Here is a 19,134-nt window from a genome sequence, read left to right as displayed (position 1 = left end):
GTCCAGCAGCCCTTGTCTTAGATTTCTTACTACGTGAAGGTTCTGGTACTGACCGGGCCGACTGGAGTAGGCAAGACCGAGGTCGCAATCGAACTGGCCCGCCGGCTCGGGCTGGAGCTCATATCCGCGGACTCAAGGCAGGTGTACGCTTGGCTTGATATCGGTACGGCTAAGCCCGGGCCTGAGTTGCGTTCCGGCGTCAAGTTCCATATGGTGGATCTGGTCGAGCCGAATCGCGTTTACTCGGCTGCGGACTACGCCCGAGACGCCACTGCCGTCATGCGCCGGCTGGTGCGCGAAAGGAAGAAATTCATGGTTGTGGGTGGGGCGGGTCTGTACATCCGTGCGCTGTTTGAGCCGTTCTTTGACGTTCCCAGACCGAATGAGAGTCTTCGGCGCCGGCTGGATGCATGCCCGACCTCAGATTTGTACCGACGGCTCCAGGCACAGGACCCAGCGCGCGCGGCCCAACTGCATCCGAATGACCGGCAGCGCATCATGCGTGCGGTTGAAGTCATCGAGCTTACCGGTCGAACGATGACCGAATTGGCCCGGACCGCGAGCCGCCAAAGCGAATTCAAACCGTCCTACGTTGTACTTACGATTGAGCGGTCACTCCTCTACAAGAGGCTTGATGAACGGTTTGAAGCAATGATGAAGGCCGGGTTCTTGGATGAGGTGCGTCGGCTCAGGGAGGCCGGTTTTGGTCGCGATACTTACGTGGCCAATGCGTACGGCTATGCTGAGCTGCTTGCACATCTTGATGGAGAGTTGACTATTGCCGAGGCTGTCAATCAGGCCAAGGCCAAGACCCGGGCATACGCCCGGCGTCAGCTCACCTGGTGTCGCTCGCTGCCCGGGGCAGTTTGGATTGAACACACCTCGGTCAGTGCGACCGTGGATCGGGTGATTTCCATGCTCGGCTCATGCGACTAGTGGGCTCAGGACACTAAGAGCATACCTGTCTGTACGCAGGATCAGGTCGGCGCCCAGCTCGCCTCAGATCGTCAAGTAACCCGCAAGCCATCGGGTGTATCCGACAGCCGCGCCAACCTCTTTCGGTAACTTCCGGCCAGTTCAAGTATAGCCAGCAGGTCGTGCAGCGGTGAATCAATGTCGTAGTGCTTGCTTGACCTGCCTACCGTGTCGTGTGCTAAGGCAACGAGGGGGTTTGCCAATGACAACAGTGCGAGCTGCCAAGGGTATTGCTACCACACCAAGCCACAGCTACCGGAGCTGTTTCAGCATGTATTGCCAGTCTTCTGCACTGGTTGACGCTCTGGGCGATTGGGCTATATTTACCCATCTTGAGTTCGGTGTTGTTTTCGCAGGTCCGGTTCCATCTGGAGCACTCCGGTGCTCAGGGCTGAGATTGTGATCCGAGGTCCGGTCGGGCTCCACGCCCGGCCGGCAGCGGACTTTGTCCGAACCGCGGAGAAGTTCAAAGCCAGAGTGCGACTTGCCAAAGATGGTGTCTGGGTGAATGCACGAAGTATTCTCTCGATTCTCACGCTTGCCGCCGAAAGCGGAAGCACGGTGATACTCGAAGTTAGCGGCGAAGACGAAAAAGAGGCGTTTCGGGCGCTGAAGACGATGCTAGAACGTGAAACGTAGCAGGGAACGTATTTTACGGGGTGTACCGGTCTCGCGCGGATTCGCGCAGGGCAAGGCATTCCTGTACCGGCCATATCTACCAGAGTTCAAGGAACAGATTATCAAACCCACTGCTGTCGCCACTGAACTCCGTCGCTTCCGCACTGCTATCCAGGCTGCCGAACGGGAGCTGCGGGAGTTGCGTGACCGTGTCCAACGTGAAATGGGGCGGGATTTTGCCGACTTCATCGAGGTCCAGCTTGCGCTGCTCCTGGACCGGGAGGTACTTAACGCTACCGAGGATTTCGTGCGTGACCAGCACCGGAATGCGGAGTTCGCGTACGCCGAGACCCTGCGGCGTATCGTCCGGCCGATGACGGGTTCGCCCGTACCTGCTTTCAAGGAACGGACACTGGACGTCCTGGACGTTGGCACGCGTGTGCTCCGGCACATGGTCGGTACCGACTCACATTCGCTCTTGGCCGCAACGTCGGGCGCGGTGGTTGTTGCTCACGACCTGCCACCGTCCGAGGCGGCCCTGCTCGACCCAGCGAAGGTGAAGGGCGTAGTACTCGAGGCGGGCGGCAAGACATCCCACACCGCGATCATGGCCAAGGCTAAGGAGATACCCGCGGTTGTTGCGGCTGATGGGGCGATGCGAACGGCACAGGCAGGCGAACTTGTGTTGGTTGACGGTTATCGTGGACTCGCGATTCTATCGCCTACCCGTAAGCGGTTGGGCGGGTATCGCAAGGATATGGAGATGTACCGCCGGCACCGGCGGTCACTTGCTTCACTCGCCGAGCAGGAGGCGGTCACGGCGGACGGCAAGATGATTGATTTGTCGGCCAATATTGAGTTTCTGGCCGAAGCTAGAGCCGCGCGTCGGTGTGGGGCGCGAGGCATCGGGTTGTTCCGTACTGAGTACATCTACCTTGCCCGGCTACAGCCGGCAACCGAGGAAGAACAGTTTGAGGTATATGCCGAGGTTGCCCGAAGCATGAAGCCGTGGCCGGTTATCATCCGGACATTTGACCTCGGTGGGGACAAGGTTGTGCCCGGGTACGTCGAATCAAACCCATTTCTCGGCTGGCGTGGGCTACGGCTGTGTCTGGACAACGTCGAACTATTCAAGCACCAGCTGCGTGCAATGCTGCGTGCATCAGCCCACGGGACGGTCAAGGTGATGTTCCCGATGGTGTCCACGCTCGACGAACTGCGGCGTGCCAAGCTCATTCTTGAGACCGCAAAGCGGGAGCTACGGCACGAAGGCAAGGAGTTCGACGAACAGCTTGAGGTGGGAGTTATGGTCGAGACGCCATCGGCCGCAATTCTGGCCGAGCAGTTTGCCCGAGAGTGCTCGTTCCTTTCAATCGGGTCCAACGACCTGACTCAGTACACATTGGCGGTGGACCGCGGAAACGAAAGGGTGACCGCTTTGTACGATAACCTTCATCCCGCGGTTCTCGAACTTATCCGTCAGACAATTGTCGCGGCCCACCGACAGGGCATCTGGGTCGGCTTGTGTGGTGAATTTGCGTCAGACCCACTGGGCATACTTGTACTTCTCGGTCTAGGTATTGACGAGCTTTCAGTTACTCCGGCGCTGATTCCGGAAACGAAGAAGATCATCCGATCAGTTGATGTCAGCTCGGCTCAGGAGATCGTGGCAAGAGCGATGAAACTGGGAACCGCACTTGAGGTCAAGCGGTTGCTTCGGCGTGAACTGTACCGAAGGTTTCCCAGGCTCGCGGAATTTGTATTCGAACTCAGCGAGGGGAATGCGGAATGAGACTTGATGCTAATGCCGGAATTCAAGGGTCGAAAGTTCGTGCGGCGCTGGACGGTTACCGGCAGATGCTCACGCTGGTGCTTGGCCTGCCAGAGCAGATCGAACAAGCCCGTGCGATCGCAGACCGGGTTGATTACGGCTCTGTCAGACGGTTCGACAATGTGGTTGTGGCTGGAATGGGTGGCTCGGCAATCGGCGGGAGTGTTCTGCGCGGTCTGCTGGGCTCCGAACTCACGCTACCAATCATCGTTTGTCGTGACTATGTAGTTCCTGCGATTGTGACACGCCGAAGTCTCTTCTTCGCAGTTAGCTATTCAGGCAATACCGAAGAGACGCTGTCGGCATTCGAACAGGCGAGGAGGATACGGTGCCGGGTGATCGCGGTGACAAGCGGCGGCCGACTGGCTGAGCTTGCTCAACGGGCTGGAGTGCCGGTTGTCCTGTTGTCGGCCGGACTACCGCCGCGGGCTGCACTGGGTTATCTCTTCGTGCCGTTACTGGTCGGGCTCGAACAGTTGCGGATATGCCGCAGTTACCGGCAGGACTTGGTCGAAGCGGTGGGGTTGATTAGGAAAAACCGTCGTCTGTGGTTGAACCGAGCCAGGGTGCTGGCACGGGTTCTTGACAGCCGGCTGCCGGTCGTGTACTCCACCAGCCGGCTGCTGGACGCAGTTGCCGAGCGGTGGCAGTGCCAGCTCAACGAGAATGCCAAGGTCATGTGCCACGTAAACGCGCTGCCAGAACAGAACCATAACGAGCTTGTCGGCATCGGAGCGCCTCGGTTTCTGGCGCAACGGACTGTACTCATCGCCCTGCTCGACGCGGCCACCCACACCCGGACTAGACTGCGCCTGAAGCACTTACTGGAAATGACCCGGACCGGATACTATCGGGCAGTGCAGCTTGAGTCGCAGGGCCGGTCCGAGCTCGCCCGGATATTCTCCCTACTGATGCTTGGTGATATGGTAAGCGTAGAACTGGCCCGGCGACGACACGTGAATCCTATGCCGGTTGCGAGGATAGACGAACTGAAACGCAGAATGGACTGGGCAGGGAGGAAACGTTGAGGAGGAAGTCCGAGGTCGGAAGTCGGAGTTCAGGGCGCAGAAGTCAAACATTGTGTACTAGGAAATTGCCAGCCAGGACCAAGGCCAAGTTCGCGGCAGGGAAGTCTGCCGGAGCGATTCGGTTCAAAGCCCTGATACCGGCCGCGGGTGAAGGACGCCGGCTGCGGCCGCATACGCACGCCACGCCTAAGGTCCTGCTTGAGGTTGCCGGCAAGCCGATAATCGGCCACATCATGGACCGCCTTTTGCCGGCCCGACCAGAAGAGGTCGTCGTCGTAGTCGGCGTCCAGGGTGGGAAAATAAAGTCCTATCTTGAGACCAGCTACCGGACACGGTTCCGCTTTGTGGAACAGGACGATCCGAAGGGCCTGGGAGATGCCGTTTATCGAGGTCGGGACTACTTTGGCCACGAACCGATTCTTATCGTGCTCGGGGATACAATTGTGGACCTCAACATGACCGAGATGGTTGGGCACGAGAATCTTATCGGCGTCAAGGAAGTGGAGGACCCGAGGCGGTTTGGTATCGTGGAGCTGGACGGTGATACTGTGAAGCAGGCAGTAGAGAAGCCGAAGCACCCCACTAGCAACTTGGCGATTGTCGGGCTGTACTACTTCACCGACGCCTGCGTGCTGTTTGATTCGCTGCGAGAGCTCATCCAGACCGGACAGCGAACCCGGGACGAATTCCAGCTCACGGATGCGCTGCGTCTAATGCTCAAGGCGGGTACGGTAATGAGGGCGAAACGGATCGACCGCTGGCTTGACTGCGGAACTCCAGATGCTCTCTTGGCAACGAACCGATATCTGCTGGCAAGACAGGGTCACTACCGCCAACGTGAGGGGGTGGTTTTCGTGCCTCCGGTTTGGGTGCACGACGACGCCAGCATCAGAAACTCGGTCATCGGACCGAACGTGTCAGTTGGCTCGGATGCAGAGATCCACGACTCGATTATCCGCGACTCGATTGTTAACCGCAATGCTCAAGTCGAGTGGGCATTACTTGAACGATCAATTCTTGGTGAGGAGTCAACCGTCAGGGGAACTCCGCGGCGTCTGAACCTTGGAGGGTTCTCAGAACTTGAAGTTATCTAGAGGACAAGGCGCAAAGACCTGACGGATGAATTTCGAGATTACTCAGTTGGACTCAGTCACGCGGGCCCGGGTCGGCCGACTCACGCTCGCACACGGTACAGTGGCTACCCCGGTGTTCATGCCCGTCGGCACTCAGGCGACAGTCAAGACTCTGACCCCGCAGGAACTCGAACAGACCGGTACTGAAATGGTCGTCTGCAATACCTACCATCTGTATCTTCGGCCAGGGCACAAACGGATCCGCACGCTTGGCGGACTTGGTCGTTTCATGGGTTGGTCGCGCGCCATTCTCACGGATTCGGGTGGATTCCAGGTGTACTCGCTGGCGGTACTAGCCCGGGTTGACGATGAGGGCGTCGAGTTTCGGTCACATATTGACGGTAGCCGGCATTTTCTGACCCCGGAACACGCTGTTGATATTCAGTGCGACCTTGGTACTGACATTGCAATGTGTCTTGACGAATGTCCACCTTACCCAGCAACACGGGAGCGAGCCGAGCAGGCGCTTGCCCGGACAACGCATTGGGCCCGCCGATGCCGCGAAGCACTGAGACTGAAGGTTAGCATTGAGGACAATACCGAGGCCCAGGCCTCTTTGTTTCCTCGGGTACTCTTTGGTATCGTTCAGGGAAGTACGTACAGTGACCTCAGACGGCGCAGTGCCATGGAACTGGCCGAGCTTGATTTCCCAGGATATGCACTCGGCGGCCTGTGTTTAGGGGAACCGTCAGAATTGACCTATGAACTGGTGGCTGTATCACAATCGGTACTCCCACGGGACCGGCCGTGCTACCTGATGGGCGCAGGGTATCCGGAGGATATCATAACCGCTGTTGGTCTGGGAGTGGACATGTTTGACTGCGTGCTGCCAACTCGAAACGGCCGCACCGGCACGGCGTTTACTTCCACTGGCCGAGTAGTCATCAGAAACGCGCGACACGCAGACGACCCGGCGCCACTGGACAAGGAGTGCGACTGCTATGCTTGCCGCAATTTCTCTCGCGCCTATTTACGGCATCTGTTCATTGCTGGTGAGGCACTCGGGCCGAGGTTGGTGACCCTGCATAATGTCAGTTTTTTTCAGAACCTCATGCAGGCAGCACGGCGGGCGATTTCAGGTCAGGAATTTACCGCATGGAGCCGGCGGTTCCTCGAACGCTACCGTTCCGGTGAGGAGGAGGCAGCGACTGCCGACGGACACCGATGACGACCGATGTCCGATGCACGACTGGCTTTTTCAAGCCGGCGTCCCAATGTGTGTTGGCTGGTATCGTAAGTGCAAGAAACAGTGAAAGGAGGATCGAATGCGTATCGTAAGAGCAGTACTGGTCAGTGCAATTGCATTGGCCGCAGCCGTGTGTGAGCGAGCCGATACTATCAAGGTCGGTCTGATCGTGCCACTCACGGGTGATGTCAAGACCTTCGGCGAGTCCACGATGAACGGCGCAATGCTGGCGTTTGAGGAAGTAAACGAGGCTGGCGGCCTGGCCGGGAAAAAGGTCCAGGTGATTACCAGTGACGACAAAAATGATCCGACCGAAACTGCAAACGCCGGTAGCAAGCTCATCGACATGGATGGTGTGGTTGCGATAATTGGCTCGGTGTCATCGAAATGCTCAGTACCACTTTCCGACAAGTGCCAGGCGTCCAAGATACCAATGATCACGCCGACCTCGACTAACCCAAAGGTCACCGTCACAGACGACGGCAAGAGGAAGGACTACGTGTTCCGGGCGTGTTTCATCGACCCCTTCCAGGGCAAAGTCGCGGCGAAGTTTGCCCGTGACAGCCTTAAGGCCCGGACCGCAGCGGTCATATTTGACGTCGGCAACGACTACTCGAAGGGGCTCGCCGATTTCTTCCGCGCAGCTTTTGAGGAGCGCGGAGGCACGGTGACTGCTTTCGAGTCCTATGCCAAAGATGACGTTGACTTCTCGGCGATTCTTACAAAACTAAAGCAACAGAACCCAGACGTCCTGTTTATTCCAGACTACTATAACAAGGTCGGTCTGATTGCGAAGCAGGCACGGCAGCTCGGTGTGACTGCACGCCTGTTGGGCGGAGACGGCTGGGACTCGCCGCAAATGCTGAAGATTGCCGGTAGTGCGATCCACGGCGGGTACTTCACCAACCACTACTCGCCGGACGACCCGCGGCCAGAGGTCCAAGAATGGGTTGGCAAGTACCAGGCCAAATACGGCCAGCGACCCGATGCTCTGGCGACGCTCGGGTACGATGCCGCGCTCCTGCTGATTGAGGCGTTGAAGAAAGCACCGAAGCTCTCGCCGAAGGAAATCCGCGACGCCCTAGCGGCAATCAAGGATTTCCCGTGCGTGTCCGGGAGGATAAGCTTTGACGAGTCGGGGAATCCGATAAAGAGTGCCGCGGTGCTGGAGTATACTGGCCAGGGCCAGAGATACGTTGCGACGGTAACGCCTTAGGGTCCGGCTAGAGTAGCAGCTGCTGTTGAAATAGCGGACAGCCGCGCTAGAGCGTCTGTCGGAGCCGGAAGCGGGCCGGCGTAATGCCAAGGCCGGACAACAATCTGGTCGTCGGTTCCAAGCCGGACCCGAGGTGTTCAGGCTTGTGCGCATCCGATCCGATGGTGAATACCTTGATGCCGGCATCTTTGGCCTGACGCAATATCTCTTTTGCCGGATATGGTTCTGGGTCGGCTCGCCGCATGGCCGAAGTATTCACCTCAAGCCCGATTCCGGTCTGCACCAGATCGCGAAGCAACTCTCTCATTCCCTGTCGGACGCATTCATTGAACTCCGGGCCGTAGAGTGACATGATGTACTTACGGTAGATATCCAGGTGTGCCAGGCAGTCGAATAGCCCGGCCCCAGCCGCTGCCCTGATGTATTTGAAGTACTGTTCGACGATGGATGAGGGCGATTGCTTACCAAAGGCTGCTCGGAATGCCTCGAGTTCGCCGGCCGAGGTCAAGCATACGTGGTCCAGGCAATGCACCGCGCCAAGTACGTAGTCAAACCGGTACTTCGCAAGGAAATCACTCACCAAACCCTCGATTCCCATCTCATATCCGATTTCTACCCCGGCCAGAACAGCGAGATTCGGAAATCGCAACCTTGCCTTTTCTATCGCTGCGAAGTAAGCATCGGCCCATTCTGAGTGCGGCGAAAGTCTTTTCCCATTGACCATGACGAACTCGATGGCACCTCGGACCGGGTCAGGCTCGTAGTGGGTGGTGAAACAGATTTCCTTCAATCCGATTTCAACTGCCCGCTGGCAGTAGTTTTCAATACTGCCTCGGGCATCATGAGAGAAGTTCGGGTGAACGTGGTAATCAACCATCAGACAAGAAATACGTCGCTTCGGGCTCTTGCGCCTGTATCTGAGTTGGTGATTCTTGCCTCTAGCAATACGCGTACCGCCAAGGACAGGGCAGCGCGTCCTCAGTCTTTGGAGATTCCTTCCGGAAACCCTACCTCAAGCTGTACCCCGGATTCCAAGCTGATAGTCTGCCTTGCCGTGTAGCCGAGCCGGATGCCAATACCGGTTCTCCGGTTGACTCTGTAGCCGAACCCTAGCGTGCCTCGCCAGGCTGAACTTGATGTGCTGAACCCGAAACCGACACGCATCGGACCGTATTCAGTAAAGTACATTCTGACCCCTTTGCCGACAATGTCAAACCGCGCCGCGGTCAGCACGAGCCAGAAGCGGTCCAGCTTGACCTTTGCAACCAGGCCGGCCATTCGTCCTCTGCCGGAAACGAGTTCCGGATATTCGTCTGCTAAGACCAGTCTAAGCCCGGTCCGCGTAAGGTCGCAGTCTAGTTCAAGCTGCGCGGTTCTTGACCGCCCCTGCTCAAGTCGCGAGCTTCGACCCAGTTTGAGCTTGGCCTCGAATCGTCCCGGGTTGTACCCGAGGTCCAGCTCCAACTTCGCCGGGAGCGAATCCAGCACGAAGTCCCGGTAGGTGTTGCCACTGAGCTTGGCACGAAATCCGGCATGCCGAAATCCAAGCCCGACTCGACCTTCGAGCCGGCTCCTGCGGTCAGTCAGCGCTCGCCACCGGCCGAGCGGTGCGAAAAAGCGTGCGGTGTATCCGGTCACAGCTAAATCTGCGGTCCAGCTCGGCCAGTTGCCGTCCAGCATCATTGCTGCTGCGTACCCACCGTCACTTGACCCTGCTGCTTCAGCCCGGACCAGGTATGCGCCGGCGCAGGCCTCAAGTCCGACGCCACCGACCGCAAGTGCGTTGCCACAGAAGGAGTGCACCGAATCTTGGGGAACGAATGCTCGGCTGTACCGTACTCCGCACCCACCGACCTGAACCCGCACGCGCTGCCAGAACCTGTCAGCAAGCACTCCAACCGATGCCTCCTGGATACGGCGGCGCCAGACCGAAGACGCCGAATCGTGCGTGCCTGAAAGCATCAGCCGTTCAACCGTGCCGTCCGGGTTGAGCCGTGCGTCGCGTGCCGCCAAGGAGCCGAATCCACCGAATCGCCAACTCCCCGAATTCAATTCCACACCCAGGCCCCGCAGGTTGCGGTTTTCCAGTGCAGTGCCGACGAGTCGCATCATCGAAGGTGCACCGCTGCTGGCAAGCCAGGTGGTCGAACCACGCTGGTACGGGCCGGAGAATACTAGGCCGAGACCCAGGCCTGTGCTGTAGTCACCCGCGGTGACGCGGAGCCTAGTCCCTGTGTGCTGAATGCCGATACCCAACCAGTCGGCCCAGCCAATCTCACCACGATCTTTCTCAACCACCGCGCTGCCCCGCCAAGAACCTTGCGTGACATTTAGCCTCTTCAACGAGGCCCACGACCGCATCCTTGGCGGCACTGAATCAGTGACTACCCGCGCGAGCGCACTGCCAGCCCAGTTCGGTGACGGCTTTCTTGCGACCGTCACGACCGACCGGAGCAGTTCATATTGCTCCTTAGTCATGCCCGGCACGTCCAAGAGCTCGCGGACAGCAGCAAAACCGCCAGCCGAATCCCGAGCCGCAACAACCCGGTAGGCAAGTAACGGATTCAGCCAGGGCACGGCCAGAAGGTCCTCCACCGTTGCCCGGTTCAGGTCTATCGGGTTTGCAAGCAGGTATTCAACTTCATCCCGGAGTGCGTTGTCATCCTCATTCTCAGGCAGTTCGGATGACGAGATAGGAAGAACGATACCGAACAGTAACCAGACTAGCGCCACTGAAGGGCCAATCCGACAACGTGCGTTTCCTTGAGCTGAGGATGAAACCGGTAGGCATAGTCAACCGACACTGGGCTGACGTGCAAACCGACGCCGGTGGCATAGACCAACGGTTCGTACCCGATGCCAACCCTCAGGTCCAACGGCGGCACAAGGTTGAACTCAATCCCAAACGCCGCACCCTCATCCGGCCCAGTCCGCCGGACATCAAGGGCGAGCAGAAGCTGCTCGACCGGCCGCAGCGCTGCACCGAGTACTAGCTGCAGCGGCTTTTTGTCGCCCGAGTCGAATACCGGCTCATTGACTGCCGACGCGACCCCGCCAAAGCCGAACGTCCCCTGGTGCCAGCAGGCACCGATGTCAAAGGCGCCCACGACATCGGTCCCGCGGCGCTCAGCGTCATTGATAAGTGTGCGTGCGGCAGCACCTAGGGCCAGTGAGGCTACTGGCACGGCCGCCACCTCTAGTCTTATCTCGGTTTCACGGTACCGGTCAAGGGACAGGCTACCAATGCTGACGCCGCCGCTCCATCGTCCCTGGTTTGTGCCGATACCGGCGTGGAACCAGTCAAGCCCGGCAAGCCCGTACGGCCGGCAGTAGGTCGCGCCCGCGAAGTACTGCTCCGCGTGGCCGGCAAGTGCTGGGTTCAGGCAGAACGAGCTCTGCCATTCGGTAACCGCCGCACCGGCGAGCATTGAACCGACGCGGCCCGTCGCTGGTGCGAACTCAAACGAGGCTAAGAGCATCGCCCAGAACAACCCAGCCATTGCGGTCCGTCACTTTCCCCTGCCTCACGGCAGGAACCGAACAAGATACTGACCTATTTCACGTAGAACAGAAACCGACCGCAGTTCGGGCAGGAAACAAGCTCGGTTCGACAGCGAACCGCCAGCTCAGAAGGCAGTTTGACGTAACATCCGCCACAGAACTCGCGAATGACCTGCACCACCACCCTGCCACCGTATCGCTTCATGATCCGCTCGTACTGCGCGAGAAGTTTTGGGTCAATCTTCTTTGTGAGTTTGGCCCGTTCTTTCTCCGCAGTCTTGATAAATTCATCGGATGGCTGGATGTCCTTGAATCCAACCGCCTGGTAGTGCTCGCTCTCAATGTCGCGCAGGATGTGATCGAATTCCTCAAGCGAACGAAGCGTCTCGATCTTCTGATTCACCTGATGCCGCCTTCCAGAGTACTCACTAGTTCAATAAATTCCTCTGGCGTCTGCGGGTCGAACATCCGCTTCTTCTTAGCCAGTTCCTGACAGACCATCGCCACTCGGCCCAGCGTGATGAGATACTGATTGCCTCGGTCCTGGGGTGGCGCGATAACTAGAAAGAATAAGTGGGCTGGCTTCTTGTCAATCGAGTCGAATTCGATCCCCTTGGTCGAACGGCCAACTGCAAGTTCCAGTTTGTCAATGAGAAGCGACCGGCCGTGAGGAATTGCGATACCTTTGCCGATACCGGTCGAACCCAGTTCCTCACGCTTTAGCAGTGTCTGCAGCAACGATTCTGCGTTCTCGTCCTGCTTGACCATTGCCACGAGTTCACGCAGCACGTCCACTTTCTTCTTCGCCTTGAGCTCGAGACATATCCGTTCAGGCCTCAACAACGACGATAGGTTCAATCAGCACCTCCTCTGGTCATCGTTTGTCTTCGCTGACCGCCAATCTTCTCGGTGAAACGGATTTGTGGTACGTCACCCCAGAGTCTTTCCAAGCCGTAGAACAGCCGAACATCGCCTAGGAAAATATGCACGACAACGTCCACAAAGTCAAGCAGAATCCAGTGCGCATGGTCCAGACCTTCCACGTGATGCGGCCGCTCGCCCTCCTGTTTCAACTTTTCTTCCACTTCCCGGGCCAGTGCTTGGGCGTGTACCGTCGAGCCGGCAGTGGCGACAACGAAGTAGTCAGCGATTGGTGACAACCCTCGCAGGTCGAGTAGGACGATATCGTGGCCGAGCTTAGCTTGAATGAGTTCGGCGCAACGAATGGCAAGGGTTCGGGCTTCCATCAGTACAATACCACCAGGTTCGGAAAGAACTGCCTGTAGTCTTGCCCGACTACCACAATTACGTCAAGGAACTTTGTGGAGTCAATCTGGGCTGATACCTTGGGGACGAACCGCGGCCCGACCGGAAGGCCAAGCCGTCGCTGACGCCTTGAAAGTGCCCGGGCGACCTTTCCGGCACACCCGCAACCGGGGTCAAGTAGGTCTACGACGGCTGTTTTCGCACAGACCGAGTCACTGTTCCGTACACTCATGGCGGCAAATCCTCTGGCCTCAAGTTCACCCCGCACTGCATTTGCAAGCCTTGGCACGCCACAACCGTTCACGACTTCGAGTCTGACATCGCCTGGGTTCAGTTCCAAAGGTTCCTCCTTCGGCAGCATCCGCCATGTTACCGAGGCGCCGGCTGCGAGGAAGACGAGAACCAGAACCGTCCAGGCCAGAGCCGTTTTCACCCGCGAGCGTACACACGTCGCCCGAGCTCAGCTTCAATGCGGGCAAGCTCCACTGGCGTGTTCGCACCAAGCATTTCACTCGGGTCGTCGGCTAGCACGGCAACTACTCTACCCCCCCCAGCCCTGATTTCCCGGACCAGGTCGGTCAAGTAGTATTCACCCGTTGTCGGACTCGGCCTGACACGCTCAAGTGCTGGCAGAACCCTGCCCCACTGAAATGAATACAGGCCGGAGTTCACTTCTTTCACCTGAAGCTCGTGCTCGGTCGCATCTCGCCTCTCGACGATTCGCTCGACTTCGTCATTGCTGGCCCTGATGACCCGGCCATAATCAGCGGGGTCGGACAGCCGGGCGGTGAACAGTGCGATGTCGGCTCCGGTCTCGACCCTAGCCGCAGCGAGTCGTCGGACGGTTCGGCTCGTTATCAGCGGTGCATCGCCACAGAGGACCACGACCTCTTCATCGTCCGCCAGCCGGTTGCGACAAGCAAGGACCGCGTGTGCGGTTCCACGCTGTTCGGTCTGGACCGCGAACTCAAGCCCACCCGTTCCAAACTTCTGCTGCACCAGGTCCCGGCCATCGCCGACAACAACAATAATCCGCTCTGCTCCAGCGCCCCGTGCGGCATCAACTACGTAGGCCAAGAGCGGCCGGCCGCAGACCGGCAGCAGGACCTTGGGGACGTCCCGGCCCATGCGCCGGCTTCTGCCTGCTGCCAGGATGAGAGCGGTCAAGAACGTCCCTTACGCTTTGTCAGCTGCTTTCCATTCCGGACCGAGTCAGGATAATCTGCGGTTGAAGGCAAGTCTATAATATGATTGTGTTCGTTGACAACCACCCTTCTCATCTGATGCATGCTGGCCTCGGTCTCATCAACCATGGTGCTTGACATTACAATCAGCTCATCACCGGCCTCACCCAGCCGGGCCGCGCCACCGTTCAAGACGCAGGCGCCCGAGCCGGCCGGCGCCGGGATGACGTAGGTCTCAAACCGATTGCCGTTGTTCAGATTTACGACCTGGACAATCTCGCCGGGGAGGATGTCCGCCGCCTTCAGCAGGTCACGGTCCAGTTCCAGACTCCCTTCGTATCTGAGATTCTTATCGGTGACGACTAGGCGCTGAATCTTGGACTTAGCGAGAATCCGGAAACGCGCCACCGCGGACTAGGTCTTGCCGGAGTCGGCCTTACCCCTTTTCTCAGGCCTGGCTTCCTTGACCGGTTTTTTCTCCTTCTTACGGGCCGGCCCCTTCTTGGTCTCAGCCCTAACCTGCTTCTCCTTATGCGTCTCTTCGCGGACAACGAGTTCGAGGAGAGCAACCTCGGCACCGTCGCCCTCGCGCGGGCCAAGTCGCAGGATGCGGGTACACCCGCCAGTCCGGTCAGCAAACCTTGGTCCGATAACGTCGAAAAGCTTCCTGAGTAATGTCCTGTCTGGTATTGTCCGAGCAACCTGCCGGCGGGCCGAAACCGTATTCTTCTTGGCAAACCGGATTAGCCGCTCGGCAAGTCTCTGGGCGAGCTTGGCTTTGGCATGCGTTGTCTGAATTCTTTCATGCATGAAAAGCTGCCGGACCAGATTCTTCAGCAACGCTGTGCGATGGCTCTTCGTGCGGCCAAGCTTTTTCGTGAAACCGTGCCGCACCGCCTACTCCTTCTCGAAACCGGTGGTATCCATGCCGAAGGTCAGTCCCATATCCTCAAGCACCTTCTTGAGTTCCTCAAGCGACTTCCGGCCGAAGTTCTCGATGTCAAGCATATCCTTCTCGGTTCGCTGCACCAGGTCGCCGACTGTCTGGATTGAAATCCGTTCTCCGGTCCGCTTCGAACGGCCTTTCTTCAGGCAGTTGAGTGCCCGATTCGATAGTTCCAGTTCCTCAATGTCCATGCCCAGCACCTCAATCAGCCGGTCGCGGTCACGGTACAACTTCTCCTCTTCGATGAACTCAGGTTCCTTTTCTGACGGCACAAGTGCACCCATGTGGTTTTTGAGAATCGTTGCGGATTGAATCAATGCCTCATCCGGTCGCACCGAGCCGTCGGTCCAGACTTCAAGCAGTACCTTCTCGAAATCGGTCCGGTCCAGAACGCGCATACTCTCGACCCAGTAGTTCACCTTCTTCACTGGCGAAAAGAAGGCGTCGAGAAAGATTGTCCCTTCCGGTGCCGGCTGGTTCTTCTTCAGTCGGTCGGCGGTGACATAGCCCCGGCCGTTCTCGACAAGCATTTCGATATGCACGGTTCGATTCTTGTCCGATATCGTCAGGATTTTCTGATCGGGGTTAGCGATAACGATTTCTGGTGGCAGCGTCAGGTCCTTCGCCGTAAACTCACGCTTACCCTTGGCCGAAAGCGTACAAGTCCTCGGCGTCTCAGACCAGAGTCGCATTCTGAGCTTCTTGATGTTGAGAATTATCTCCGGCACATCCTCGACTACGTCGTCAATCGTCGAAAACTCGTGGGGGACGCCATCAATTCGTACTTGGGTGACGGCTGCACCCTGGACAGCGGACAACAGTGCTCGGCGCAAACAGTTTCCTATTGTCACGCCCCAGCCTTTTTCGAGCGGTGCTACGATAAACTTGGTGTATGATTCAGTAGCCGTCTCGGTCTCAAACTCCAGTTTCTCCGGCAGGACAAAACGCTTAAGCTTCATTTCGAGTACAGCTCCACAATCAGTTGGGTGTTACACGGAACGTCCTTGACATCCTCCGGCGTCGGCTCGCGCTCGACCCGGCCAGTGACCGCGACCGGGTCAACCGAAAGCCACGCGGCCGACGCGGACTCCTTGTTGGCCAGAATCGGCTTGACGATTGCAAGTCCCTCCTCACCGGAGACACCGATCGTCTGTCCGGCCCGCACCGAGTAGGACGGAATATTCACCCGCCGGCCGTTTACCGTGATGTGGCCGTGACGGACGAGCTGTCGGGCCTGGCCTCTTGAGTCGGCAAAACCCAGCTTATAGACGACGTTGTCCAGTCTCCGCTCGAGCAGCATAACCAGTGCAGCAGCCGTATTGGCGTACTTGACTGCCTTCTGGTAATAGTTGTGGAACTGCCGCTCCAGCACGCCATACATCAGACGGAGCTTCTGCTTCTCCCGGAGCTGAATTGAGTACGCCGACACTCTGCGTCGACGGCCCTTCAAAACTGTATCCTCGCCCCGTTTCATCAGAACGCACTTGTCGGAGAGACACTTGTTGCCGCGCAGGTAGAATTTCTCGGCCGCCTTGCGGCACTTCTTACAGACCGGACCGGTGTATCTTGCCATGCTTAGCCTCGGATTATAGAAGGTTGTGTCACCAAGTCAACAGCTTCGGCTATACCCGGCGTTGCTTTGGCGGCCGGCACCCGTTGTGCGGAATTGGGGTAATATCCTTGATAGAAACGATATCAAGACCGGCATTCTGCAGCGACCTGATCGCTGCTTCGCGGCCCGGACCCGGACCGGACAGTCGCACCTCGACCTTCCTTACGCCCAAGTTCGCGGCCTCGCGTGCCGCCGCTTCGGCACACACACCGGCCGCGTAGGGCGTTCCCTTCTTCGACCCCTTGAAACCTACCCGACCGGCCGAAGACCAGCAGACGACCGCACCCTCCGGGTCAGCGATGGTCACCATCGTATTATTGAAGGTGGTGGTGATGTGCGCAACGCACTGGGCTGCAATCCGTCGTTTCGTAGTTCGCCGCGCCATTTACTCCTCCGCCGTGCGCCGGATTACGCCCGAAGTCTTACGCGGTCCTTTGCGGGTGCGCGCATTGGTGCGCGTCCGTTGACCGCGTACTGGCAGGTGACTGCGGTGTCGGGAACCGCGGTAGCTGCCAATCTCGATGTAACGCTTGATATTGGATGCGACTTCGGCACGCAGCTCTCCCTCGACCTTGTAGCCGGAGTCAATCTCCTTACGGATGCGTGCCACCTCTTCCTCGCTTAATTCCTTTACCCGGCGGTCGCCGTTTACCCCGGCCGCCTCAAGTATCCGGCGTGCCGAGTGGAGCCCGATGCCGTAGATATGCGGCAGAGCGTAGAGAATCTTCTTGTTATCGGGCAAGTCAATACCCGAAATACGAGCCAATTATCCTCCTGTTAGTAGCAATTGCCTACCGATGCCTTTTGTTACTGCAGTGTGTTTATTTATAACCGAATCCGGCCACATGTCAAGCACTTCGATGGCTCTGCTCGACACTAACATGCAACAGACAAGGCGAAAAGCAAAACAGTGCCTGCTGCATCATCGTCCGATGCAACCGCCCGGCATGCATCTACAAACGACAACTCCCTGGCAGGGGAAAGGCAGCGTTGTTGGGTTCCAAAGACTCTTTGGTAATCAATCCAGAGCGCAGCGTCACAGGAGAATTCCCATATGAAGACGCTTGCGGGCCACCGAAACATCAAACGGAGCACGCCCAGAACTCCACTACGACCAGGCGCGTCAGGTCCACTGGGAGACTCAATATCGTAATCGAGTCGCATGCTGAATTGAACTTGGCTTCGCAGGACTTGCGGAGCGTGAGTCGGTCCCTAAGATTACTCAGCTACTTGTCCGTCTCGACAGCTACTCAACGTCCAACTCGGTAAGCAAACTGTCGGACAAGTACCGAGGCGATGTATCGGCTAAACCTGCAGACTTGCCGGTAGGTAGGCCATCGGACTAGCCAGGACTCAAACTCAGGGCTCAATACCCTATCAACCCCAAGGACAATTACCTGAACAACTACTGCCACAAGTCGCCGGACTTACCCCCGACTCGCCTGGCTAACAACTTGAGCCACAAGCTCTTGAATGGACTCCGGGTTTGACCCCGGGGCTGCATCTGGATCTACCTGGGGGACTGTCCCCGGGACAGTCCCCCAGGTCGCCTTACACACTACCTACCGGCCGAATACCCGAACACCAGCATCATTTCCCACCCTTACAACCGCATGACTAGCCAGGGGTTGTGCGCTCGGTGCCATCTTTGGTTCTCGCGTTACCGCAAGCCGGACGCACAAGCAACGTTAGGAGCAATGATGCGCCGATGCAATAGATAGCTAGCCGGGGCGGTCTTGGGCCGCCCCGGCGTTGAGAGTCGGATCTGTCTGATCCGACCGATCAGTCTACTTCTGTACTACGAGCTTCTGGGTCTGGGTCAGGTCACTGGCATCAAGCCGGACAAGGTACACGCCAGACGCTAGCTTGCGTAGGTCTAGCGCAACCGCACCAGCACGGTTTGCGGCCAGCATCTGCTGCTGGACTGCCCGGCCAGCAACATCAAACACCGTGACAACAACCGGCCCAGGCTTGGGCAGGCTGTAGCGCAGCACGGCCCAACCGTTCGCAAGTGGGTTCGGTGAGACCCTGAACCCTGACCGCTCGGCTTTGAATCCGGTCTGAACTCCAGAGCGGTTAGCCGCAAGCGGAGAGCCACAGGTTCCTGCCGGCTCAAAGTACCGCCACAGTTCGTAGCACTTGTTGCCCTTCAGGGCAAAGAATGCTCCGCCACCATAGGCTACTAGGTCACCACCTGACTTCACCCGCTTCTTCTTACCAAATGACCCGTTCCCAGGCACGGTGTCAAGCTGATGCCAGGTGTCAGCTCCAGGGAAGTACTTGAAGAAGCCTTGCGTGTTGCCGCCTTTGAGCGCATACAGATTACCTCCGTACCACACGCCGGCAGCGCCATCCGCTGACTTCTTCTTCTTTATCCTGCCACCTTCAAGCCCATACACCGGCATGCCCGGTAGTGCAGTCTTGTACCAGGAGTCGGCTGCCACGTCATATTTGAACATGTAGTGGTGCGGGTTCTCCTGGGTCTTGTCGTAGTACTTTGACTGGTGCGCATAGATATAGTTCACACCGTCATACACTAGGAACGAGCCTTTGTCGTACTTCTTGGCGTTCCCACCATACGGCACCTCTGGCAGGGTGTCCCATCTTCCAGCTACTGGGTTATACCGGTAGAACTCGG

At 58.0% G+C, this 19,134-nt stretch carries 22 protein-coding genes; 7 read left to right on the top strand and 15 right to left on the bottom strand.

Features of this window, described 5'->3' with window-relative positions; translation table 11 throughout:
• The first annotated feature begins 33 nt into the window (after window positions 1-33).
• From miaA to ABIL25_03260, 7 genes are all read left to right on the top strand, one after another.
• On the top strand, window positions 34-936 hold the full coding sequence (gene miaA, locus ABIL25_03290; GenBank protein ID MEO0081303.1) for a tRNA (adenosine(37)-N6)-dimethylallyltransferase MiaA: 903 nt from the start codon (window positions 34-36) through the stop codon (window positions 934-936).
• A gap of 420 nt (window positions 937-1,356) precedes the next feature.
• Window positions 1,357-1,614 carry an HPr family phosphocarrier protein gene (locus tag ABIL25_03285; GenBank protein ID MEO0081302.1) on the top strand — a complete coding sequence of 86 codons (258 nt, stop codon included), beginning with the start codon at window positions 1,357-1,359 and terminating at the stop codon, window positions 1,612-1,614.
• Entirely contained in the window at window positions 1,604-3,385 is a 1,782-nt protein-coding gene (gene ptsP, locus ABIL25_03280) for a phosphoenolpyruvate--protein phosphotransferase (GenBank protein ID MEO0081301.1), read from the top strand. Before ABIL25_03285 ends, ptsP begins: the two co-directional genes overlap by 11 nt.
• On the top strand, window positions 3,382-4,452 hold the full coding sequence (locus tag ABIL25_03275; protein ID MEO0081300.1) for a bifunctional phosphoglucose/phosphomannose isomerase: 1,071 nt from the start codon (window positions 3,382-3,384) through the stop codon (window positions 4,450-4,452). Before ptsP ends, ABIL25_03275 begins: the two co-directional genes overlap by 4 nt.
• 50 nt (window positions 4,453-4,502) lie before the next feature.
• The gene (locus ABIL25_03270) at window positions 4,503-5,546 is read left to right on the top strand and encodes a sugar phosphate nucleotidyltransferase (protein MEO0081299.1); all 1,044 of its coding nucleotides are present in this window, start codon (window positions 4,503-4,505) and stop codon (window positions 5,544-5,546) included.
• A gap of 25 nt (window positions 5,547-5,571) precedes the next feature.
• On the top strand, window positions 5,572-6,753 hold the full coding sequence (gene tgt, locus ABIL25_03265; GenBank protein ID MEO0081298.1) for a tRNA guanosine(34) transglycosylase Tgt: 1,182 nt from the start codon (window positions 5,572-5,574) through the stop codon (window positions 6,751-6,753).
• A 97-nt stretch (window positions 6,754-6,850) separates the two neighbouring features.
• Window positions 6,851-7,987 carry an ABC transporter substrate-binding protein gene (locus ABIL25_03260; protein MEO0081297.1) on the top strand — a complete coding sequence of 379 codons (1,137 nt, stop codon included), beginning with the start codon at window positions 6,851-6,853 and terminating at the stop codon, window positions 7,985-7,987.
• 46 nt (window positions 7,988-8,033) lie between these two features.
• On the opposite strand, the gene ABIL25_03255 is transcribed toward ABIL25_03260, so the two are convergent.
• The 15 genes from ABIL25_03255 to ABIL25_03185 form a co-directional block, all read right to left on the bottom strand.
• Window positions 8,034-8,864, bottom strand: coding sequence for a histidinol-phosphatase (locus tag ABIL25_03255; GenBank protein ID MEO0081296.1), 831 nt, complete (start codon window positions 8,862-8,864; stop codon window positions 8,034-8,036).
• Between the two features lie 101 nt (window positions 8,865-8,965).
• Window positions 8,966-10,720 (bottom strand): helix-hairpin-helix domain-containing protein, encoded by a 1,755-nt coding sequence (locus ABIL25_03250; protein MEO0081295.1) that lies wholly within the window; start codon window positions 10,718-10,720, stop codon window positions 8,966-8,968.
• Window positions 10,711-11,487 (bottom strand): hypothetical protein, encoded by a 777-nt coding sequence (locus tag ABIL25_03245; GenBank protein MEO0081294.1) that lies wholly within the window; start codon window positions 11,485-11,487, stop codon window positions 10,711-10,713. The genes ABIL25_03250 and ABIL25_03245 overlap by 10 nt, the downstream gene beginning before the upstream one ends.
• A 53-nt stretch (window positions 11,488-11,540) precedes the next feature.
• Window positions 11,541-11,891 (bottom strand): C4-type zinc ribbon domain-containing protein, encoded by a 351-nt coding sequence (locus ABIL25_03240; GenBank protein MEO0081293.1) that lies wholly within the window; start codon window positions 11,889-11,891, stop codon window positions 11,541-11,543.
• The gene (locus ABIL25_03235) at window positions 11,888-12,346 is read right to left on the bottom strand and encodes a PTS sugar transporter subunit IIA (GenBank protein MEO0081292.1); all 459 of its coding nucleotides are present in this window, start codon (window positions 12,344-12,346) and stop codon (window positions 11,888-11,890) included. Before ABIL25_03235 ends, ABIL25_03240 begins: the two co-directional genes overlap by 4 nt.
• Complete coding sequence (gene rsfS, locus ABIL25_03230; protein MEO0081291.1) at window positions 12,343-12,735, bottom strand: ribosome silencing factor; 393 nt, start codon at window positions 12,733-12,735, stop codon at window positions 12,343-12,345. The genes ABIL25_03235 and rsfS overlap by 4 nt, the downstream gene beginning before the upstream one ends.
• Window positions 12,735-13,187 (bottom strand): LytR C-terminal domain-containing protein, encoded by a 453-nt coding sequence (locus ABIL25_03225; protein MEO0081290.1) that lies wholly within the window; start codon window positions 13,185-13,187, stop codon window positions 12,735-12,737. The genes rsfS and ABIL25_03225 overlap by 1 nt, the downstream gene beginning before the upstream one ends.
• Window positions 13,184-13,921: an NTP transferase domain-containing protein gene (locus ABIL25_03220; GenBank protein ID MEO0081289.1), complete on the bottom strand. Its 738-nt coding sequence runs from the start codon at window positions 13,919-13,921 to the stop codon at window positions 13,184-13,186. Before ABIL25_03220 ends, ABIL25_03225 begins: the two co-directional genes overlap by 4 nt.
• Window positions 13,918-14,346, bottom strand: coding sequence for an aspartate 1-decarboxylase (panD, locus tag ABIL25_03215; protein MEO0081288.1), 429 nt, complete (start codon window positions 14,344-14,346; stop codon window positions 13,918-13,920). The genes ABIL25_03220 and panD overlap by 4 nt, the downstream gene beginning before the upstream one ends.
• A gap of 6 nt (window positions 14,347-14,352) precedes the next feature.
• Window positions 14,353-14,832, bottom strand: a complete 480-nt coding sequence (rplQ, locus tag ABIL25_03210) for a 50S ribosomal protein L17 (protein ID MEO0081287.1) — start codon at window positions 14,830-14,832, stop codon at window positions 14,353-14,355.
• A 3-nt stretch (window positions 14,833-14,835) separates the two neighbouring features.
• Window positions 14,836-15,843 carry a DNA-directed RNA polymerase subunit alpha gene (locus ABIL25_03205; GenBank protein ID MEO0081286.1) on the bottom strand — a complete coding sequence of 336 codons (1,008 nt, stop codon included), beginning with the start codon at window positions 15,841-15,843 and terminating at the stop codon, window positions 14,836-14,838.
• Window positions 15,840-16,457, bottom strand: a complete 618-nt coding sequence (gene rpsD / locus ABIL25_03200) for a 30S ribosomal protein S4 (protein ID MEO0081285.1) — start codon at window positions 16,455-16,457, stop codon at window positions 15,840-15,842. The genes ABIL25_03205 and rpsD overlap by 4 nt, the downstream gene beginning before the upstream one ends.
• A gap of 49 nt (window positions 16,458-16,506) precedes the next feature.
• Entirely contained in the window at window positions 16,507-16,881 is a 375-nt protein-coding gene (gene rpsK / locus ABIL25_03195) for a 30S ribosomal protein S11 (protein ID MEO0081284.1), read from the bottom strand.
• Window positions 16,882-17,262, bottom strand: coding sequence for a 30S ribosomal protein S13 (gene rpsM, locus ABIL25_03190; protein MEO0081283.1), 381 nt, complete (start codon window positions 17,260-17,262; stop codon window positions 16,882-16,884).
• 1,021 nt (window positions 17,263-18,283) lie between these two features.
• Window positions 18,284-19,134, bottom strand: an 851-nt coding sequence (locus ABIL25_03185) for a T9SS type A sorting domain-containing protein (protein ID MEO0081282.1), incomplete at its 5' end; no start/stop codon positions are given.

The sequence above is a fragment of the candidate division WOR-3 bacterium genome (assembly GCA_039801365.1).
Taxonomy (GTDB): Bacteria; Hydrothermota; Tepidihabitantia; order Tepidihabitantales; family Tepidihabitantaceae; genus JBDRUN01.
The sequence above is the reverse complement of the archived record's forward strand: the minus strand, read 5'-3'. Positions and strand labels throughout refer to the sequence as shown.

Coding starts and splice junctions, on each gene's coding strand:
- ABIL25_03275 (MEO0081300.1), top strand. CDS start 3,382: ATGAGACTTGATGCTAATGCCGGAATTCAAGGGTCGAAAGTTCGTGCG.
- tgt (MEO0081298.1), top strand. CDS start 5,572: ATGAATTTCGAGATTACTCAGTTGGACTCAGTCACGCGGGCCCGGGTC.
- ABIL25_03260 (MEO0081297.1), top strand. CDS start 6,851: ATGCGTATCGTAAGAGCAGTACTGGTCAGTGCAATTGCATTGGCCGCA.
- ABIL25_03255 (MEO0081296.1), bottom strand. CDS start 8,864: ATGGTTGATTACCACGTTCACCCGAACTTCTCTCATGATGCCCGAGGC.
- ABIL25_03245 (MEO0081294.1), bottom strand. CDS start 11,487: ATGGCTGGGTTGTTCTGGGCGATGCTCTTAGCCTCGTTTGAGTTCGCA.
- rsfS (MEO0081291.1), bottom strand. CDS start 12,735: ATGGAAGCCCGAACCCTTGCCATTCGTTGCGCCGAACTCATTCAAGCT.
- ABIL25_03205 (MEO0081286.1), bottom strand. CDS start 15,843: ATGAAGCTTAAGCGTTTTGTCCTGCCGGAGAAACTGGAGTTTGAGACC.
- rpsD (MEO0081285.1), bottom strand. CDS start 16,457: ATGGCAAGATACACCGGTCCGGTCTGTAAGAAGTGCCGCAAGGCGGCC.
- rpsK (MEO0081284.1), bottom strand. CDS start 16,881: ATGGCGCGGCGAACTACGAAACGACGGATTGCAGCCCAGTGCGTTGCG.